Origin of the sequence: Zhongshania guokunii (assembly GCF_040892635.1) — a bacterium.
Taxonomy (GTDB): Bacteria; Pseudomonadota; Gammaproteobacteria; order Pseudomonadales; family Spongiibacteraceae; genus Spongiibacter; species Spongiibacter guokunii.
This window is the reverse complement of record NZ_JBFRYA010000031.1, coordinates 1-6,317: the sequence shown is the minus strand read 5'-3', so window position 1 is coordinate 6,317 and position 6,317 is coordinate 1. Positions and strand designations below refer to the sequence as shown.

Annotated in this window: 6 protein-coding genes; all 6 read left to right on the top strand. The window is 48.9% G+C overall.

What is annotated here, in order from left to right:
• Positions 1-389: 389 nt before the first annotated feature.
• Positions 390-1,604 (top strand): cytochrome P450, encoded by a 1,215-nt coding sequence (locus AB4876_RS18965; RefSeq protein WP_368383257.1) that lies wholly within the window; start codon positions 390-392, stop codon positions 1,602-1,604.
• Between the two features lie 94 nt (positions 1,605-1,698).
• Positions 1,699-2,454, top strand: a complete 756-nt coding sequence (locus tag AB4876_RS18960; protein ID WP_368383256.1) for an SDR family NAD(P)-dependent oxidoreductase — start codon at positions 1,699-1,701, stop codon at positions 2,452-2,454.
• Positions 2,455-2,479: 25 nt separating this feature from the next.
• Positions 2,480-3,943 carry an aldehyde dehydrogenase family protein gene (locus AB4876_RS18955; RefSeq protein WP_368383255.1) on the top strand — a complete coding sequence of 488 codons (1,464 nt, stop codon included), beginning with the start codon at positions 2,480-2,482 and terminating at the stop codon, positions 3,941-3,943.
• Positions 3,944-3,952: 9 nt separating this feature from the next.
• Positions 3,953-4,549: a TetR/AcrR family transcriptional regulator gene (locus tag AB4876_RS18950; protein WP_368383254.1), complete on the top strand. Its 597-nt coding sequence runs from the start codon at positions 3,953-3,955 to the stop codon at positions 4,547-4,549.
• Positions 4,550-4,651: 102 nt separating this feature from the next.
• Positions 4,652-5,299, top strand: coding sequence for a TetR/AcrR family transcriptional regulator (locus AB4876_RS18945; RefSeq protein ID WP_368383253.1), 648 nt, complete (start codon positions 4,652-4,654; stop codon positions 5,297-5,299).
• A 183-nt stretch (positions 5,300-5,482) separates the two neighbouring features.
• Entirely contained in the window at positions 5,483-6,229 is a 747-nt protein-coding gene (locus AB4876_RS18940; RefSeq protein WP_368383252.1) for a hypothetical protein, read from the top strand.
• Positions 6,230-6,317 lie beyond the last annotated feature (88 nt).

Sequence of the window (6,317 nt, the reverse complement as noted above, 5' to 3'; positions counted from 1 at the left end):
CGCTGCTGCGACTGAAGGCCTTCTTCACTGCTTGAATTTTGAACGATTGGGTAAATCTTGCTTTCATCATTTACTGCCTCTAACTGAAAATTAGAAGCGACAACTAGCCTGACACAGGGGGGTTAACACGGAACTGGGAAGGCTTGCAGAGCAGAGAAAGTATGGATCGCAGCTGGGAGCGTATTAACGCTGCGGTTGAGGATTTAGATGTTGCCGCGGCAGTTAAGCTACTTGTGAAACGCTAAGTGATGCTGGCCTATAATTAACATACATTAATAAATCCAAATACACTATTGTATTTGAGATTGATTTTCACCTATATTGAAGCGGACAGGTCGTAAGCAGTTGCGGCTACCCTAAAACACAATAATCGCTCGGAAGGTCAGTTTATGTTCCCTTTTAAATCGAAATTACCAAGCGTGGCGCCGCCGCATATTGCCGCTGGCCTTACTTATGATTTCGATATTTTTAGTGACTCGGCCCGTGGCGGCGATGTTCATGCTAGTCATAAAGCCTTGCACAACAGTGCGCCAGATATTTTTTATACGCCCCGCAATGGCGGTCACTGGATTGCGACGCGAATGGAAGATGTTCGCGAAATCATGCTCAGTCCAGAGTTGTTTTCGAGCAGTAAGGCGCCGTTTTCTCCCGATGTTGCCAAGCTCGGTTTGTCATTGCCGCCGCAAGATATGGATCGCCCTGATCACGCCCATTACCGAATGTTATTGATGAAATTTCTGTCGCCGCAAAAGGTAGTGCAGTTAGAGAGTCAGATTCGTGAGCTGGCGATTGGCTTGATCGAGGATGTTAAGCCCAAGGGGGCTTGTGAGTTTATGTCGGCGGTGTCGGTGCCGATTCCGGTTAAAACCTTTATGGGCTTGATGCACATGGATCAGTCGCGCTACGAGGAGTTCGTTAGGTGGGCAAATGGCATTTTGGCTTCGGACACCATGCTAAAGCGCCTGCCGCCCTTTGTGCGCATGCGTTTTTACCTTAAATCATTAATCCGACAGCGAGTTAAAAGCCCATCTGACGACCCCATTAGTATCTTGTTGGCTTCTGAGGTGGGTGGTGAAAAACTCAGTCACAAGCGTGTGTTGGAAATGTGCAATCTGCTGTTTTTGGCGGGGTTAGATACAGTCACTAATGCGATGACTTTTTCGATTCGGCACTTGGCTGAAAATCCTGAATTTCAGCAGCAACTTCGCGATAAACCCGAGTTAATTCCCAGTGCGATTGAAGAGTTGTTGCGACGTTATTCGTTTCCAAATATTCCGCGCCGCGTGGCGTGCGACATGGAATTTAAGGGCGTGCAGATGCGTGCTGGCGATCGAATTATCTGCAGTCTAGCGGCGGCAAATAACGATGACCGCGCTTTGGAAAACCCTAGTTTAGTGGATTTAGAACGTCCCAAATTTCGTCACATGGCCTTTAATGGTGGCCCCCATAATTGTGCAGGAGCGACCTTGGCGCGCTTGGAATTGCGGGTTTTCTTGGAAGAGTGGCTAGTGCGTATGCCCGCATTTTCTGTTGAAGAGGGATTTACGCCGAAAGTGCGCGGCGGTGCTGTAATGGCAATGGAAAGTTTGCAGCTACGTTGGTAGCAATTAGCAAAAATTATTAAGAACAATTATTACGTAAAAATATTGGTCGATACATTTATCTATCCCGGCCACACCCTATCTGAGGAGAAGAATTATGAGTTTTAGTGGAAAGGTTGCAGTTATTACCGGTGCCGCTCAGGGTATGGGCGCCGCTTATGCGCGACTACTTAGTCAGCGTGACGTTGCCGTTGTTGTGGCTGATATTAACCTTGAACTGGCGGAGTCGGTTGCGGCGAGTATTACCGCTACTGGCGGTAAGGCGGTTGCGGTGAAGGTTGACGTAGGCTCACCTGAATCCTGTAAGGAGTGTATTGCTGCGGCAGTGAATGCCTTCGGTCAGCTAAACTTTTTGGTTAACAATGCGGGCTTGTTAAGCGCTGCGCTTATGCCGCCTTTGCAGGATCTTTCTATAGACGATTATCAGCGAGTGATGTCGGTCAATATGCACAGTGTTTTGTATATGACTCAGGCAGCAGTACCGGAGATGCGAAAGCAGGGCGGTGGCGCTATTGTGAATACCTCGTCTATCGGCAGCTGGCAGGCGACGGGTATTTATTCAGTTTCTAAAGCGGGCGTGAATACGCTTTCGGTAAACTTGGCGCATTCCCTCGCCGCCGACAATATTCGCGTTAACGCGATTGCACCCGGTACGGTCGACACTGAAGGCATGAAGCCAATTATGTCGGTCGAGCAAATGGCGCAGTGGGCAAAAATGTCTGGTCAAGCGACAGGTCAAGTGGCCGGCCCAGAGCTAATCGCCCAAGTTGGCGTATTCCTGCTCAGTGATGAGGCGGCCTTTGTGAATGGCCAAGTCTTCCCCGTCGATGGCGGCACCGTCATTCGGATTTAAGCGACGCATTTAAAGAGACAATGTTATGACTATCGAATTTGATTCAACCTGCCCCAAGGGCAGCTTGCTAATTGGCGACAAAGTAATTGAAAAAGCCTCTGGCGGTGTGTACACCCATATCAATCCAGCCACCGGTTTGGCTCAGGCAGAGATTCCGCTGGCTGGTGTAAGCGAAACTGAAGACGCAGTCGCTACGGCTAAAGCTGCATTTGAGATTTGGCGACGGATGCCGGGCCGTGAGCGCGCGGTATTACTCGGACGATTGGCTGATCTCATTAAAGCGAATGCGAGTGAGTTTCAGCGTTTGGCTGTGCTAGAGGGTGGAACGCCCTTTAGTGTTGCTGCCGGTGGCGCAGGCTTGGCTGAAGAGTGGACCCGCTACTATGCGGGTTGGGCTGACAAAATTGACGGTCAGGTGGTTAGCAGCTACCCCAGTGACGAATTTATTTACACCCTGCCGGAGCCCTATGGCGTTATTGGTATTGTCGTGACCTGGAACGGCCCATTAATAAGCTTGGGTATGAAGGTGATTCCCGCTCTCGCCGCAGGTAATACAGTTGTGGTTAAACCCGCAGAACAGACTCCGTTTGTTGCAGCGCTGTTTGGCCAATTGGCCCTGCAAGCCGGTATTCCACCGGGCGTTATTAATATATTGCCCGGTGCAGTAGAGTCTGCCCAGGCCTTGATTGCCCACCCAGATGTACAGAAAGTCAGTTTTACCGGTGGTCCAGTTACCGCGCGCAAGATACTGCATCAGTGTGCCGAACTACTTAAACCGTCGGTGATGGAGTTGGGCGGCAAGTCGGCCAATATTGTTTTTGCGGATGCCGATCTTGATGTTGCTGCACAGCATGCGGCCATGATGAGCGTTGGTTTGTTAAGTGGTCAGGGCTGTGAACTGCCAACGCGTTTGCTAGTGCAAGATAGCGTTTACGATGAAATGGTCGAGAAAGTCGTCGCAATAGCGAAAGCCCTGCCGATTGGTGATCCGCGTGACCCTAATACCTTTATTGGGCCGGTAATCAACGAAGAGGCCTGTGACCGTATTTTGGCCATGGTTGAGCGTGCCAAATTGGCGGGGGCTGGACGCCTAGTATTGGGTGGCGAACGTTTAGGTGGCGATCTGGCCAAGGGCTTCTTTGTCTCGCCGACGATTTTTGCCGATGTTGATCCGCAAAGTGAAATTGCCCAGCAAGAGGTGTTTGGCCCGGTATTGGTAATACAGAAGTTCAGTACCGAAGAAGAGGTTATTGAAATTGCCAATAGTACCCAGTATGGTCTTGGCGGTTATATTCAGACCAATGACCTTAAGCGAGCACACCGCTTAGCTGCAGCACTGCAAACTGGCTTTGTCCATATCAACGGCAGTCGTAATATTCCTGCCCATGCCCCGTTTGGCGGGCTCGGTTTGTCTGGCTTTGGTAAGGAAGGTGGTCGTCCAGGTCTGGATGAGTTTATTCGTTTAAAAACCGTTAGTTTGGCTCAATAAGGTAGGCGCGTGACAAGACTTAGTCGAGAAGACAGCCGCAGTATCACACAGGAAAAGCTGAGAACCGCAGCCCTGCAAGAATTTGCACGTTGGGGTTTTGGCGGCGCGGCGATCGACAAAATTACCGAGTCTGCGGGTTTTTCTCGAGGCGCTTTTTACGCCAACTATAAAAGCAAAGAGGACATCTTGATCGATGTTCTCAAAGCTTATAACAATCGAGAGATTCAGGAGTGGCGGCAGTTTTTGGCGATGCCTGAAGATATCGAGACGGTCCTTAATTATATGCGCGAGAGTTTTGCGCGATATCTGGGGCAGGCTGATTGGGGTATGTTTGTTATTGAGGCTCAGCTCCACGCTAAGCGCAATAAGGACTTTGCTGCAAAGTATCGAGGCTATTTAAATGAGGTGAATGAGAGTGTTCGCCTAATGTTAAGCGCTTTGTACAGCCGTGCAGGGGTTGCTGAACCACCAAATTTTGGCGAGCTAGCGGTATTGCTCCGAGCCTTGGTTGTGGGTTTGAGCCTCGATGTTGGTGATGACAGTGACCCTAGTAATGCACCGGATCAGCTGATGTATTTTTTAAAAACAATCCTGCATCATGCTTGACGTTGGCAAGAATAGTATGCGCTCAGAATTCAAAAAATAAGCATTAACTAAATAATAAATATTGATAATAGGTGCTACGGATGATGATGGCGATGGCTTGTTATGGCCGTGGATAATTCTAGCCCCGCTGGCTTACGGCGTGAACCAAAGCAAGAGCGCTCGCGGCGCATGGTGTTGGCCATTGAGCAGGCAGCGCGGAAAATTCTCTTAGAAACAGGCAGTGAGGCGCTAACGACAACCTCCTTAGAGCTAGTTTCTGGTGTTCCTAAAGCCTCTATCTATCAGTATTTTCCTAGTCTTGATGCCGTTAAAGCGGAAGTTTTTCGGCATGAAATTAAGCAACATTTTGAACATTGGTCGGCGCGTCTTGAATCGCAGTGGAACGCGATGAGTTTGGCCGATGGCTTGGCAATGATTGTGGATTCTGCGATTAATCTGCAAGCTGCGCTGATTGACTTAGATGCCGATTTTTATCAATCACACAGTGGTTATTTTGGTGTGTGGACGGCATATGACAGCTACTCAGATCAGCACGATGCAGGCGCAGATCTTTTGAAAGAATTTTTTGCTCGACATTATCCGACGATGAGTAGTGCGGATTTAGATTTGCGTGCCCACGCAATGGGTAGAGCTGTTGAGCAAACTTCATATCATATCTTACGAGATAATCCGGATTATCGGCATCAGCCATTGTTGCGGGACCTTTTGCTCTCGATGGCGCTGAGCTTTTTTTCACCAAGTCTCATATAGCTAATTGTAAAGCTGGACAGCCCCGAATTCTAAGTGCTGGTTAATGTCATAAACACTATAAATAATAATAAGTTAGCTGTAATAATTGGCCTGCTGTATTCCGACCCAAATAAGCTTTGGTGTCGCGCTAATTGCTGCGATTATATTCCCTAGCGGTAATGATAAAAATTAGAGGGATTCGTAGTGATAAAGTTTTATTGGTCGAATAATAACGCCCATGCAGAATTAATCGAGACAGATAAGGCGTATACCGGCGTACCCGGTGAAAGCTGCGCGGGCGGCGAGGGTGTCTTTTGGCAAGATGGGCGCTGTGTGCCGGATGGGATTGTTGACCCGCCACTGAGCTGGTTACTGAACTATGCGATACCTGCTTTAGCGATACTGGTGTTGATTATACTTGTGCGCGACAGTATCAAAAAAGGTGAGCTTACCTGGTGGGTTTTGATGTGTGTAGCGAGCGCCTCTACCTTTTGGTTAGAAACCTTTGGTGACTGGGGCCAGCACCTGCTTTATAGCCCCAATTTTCATCACTATGGTCTCGATCTTGCGCTAACCGCGCCGCATAACCCGCTGTGGATGCCTTTTATGTACGCGGTGTATTGGGTGTTGCACACTTGGGCGATTTTGCATTTGGCGCAGTTCTATCAGGCCCGAAACCCCCGTGCGAGTTTGGGTAAAGCAATTATTATGTTTACGGTGCCGCTTACCTTTGTATGGAATATTTTAGTAGAAGGCACTGCAGCCTATATGGGCTGGTGGACCTACGATCCGCCAATCGGTCCCTATTTGGATATGGGGCGCGGTAATTTTCCGCTGATGTGGCCAATGCTGACCATGTTTGTGTGGCCAAATTTAATCTCGTGGCTGGTCGGTGCGCCAAACGACAAAGGTTTGAATTGTAGTGGTCAAGTAAAACTGGCCACGGTTTAGTGGCTAATCCAATACTTCCCCTCGGCGGCATTGGGACTTAAACCACGGTTATGTTGATGTGGTCTTGTTTGGCTGTAATAACCAACAA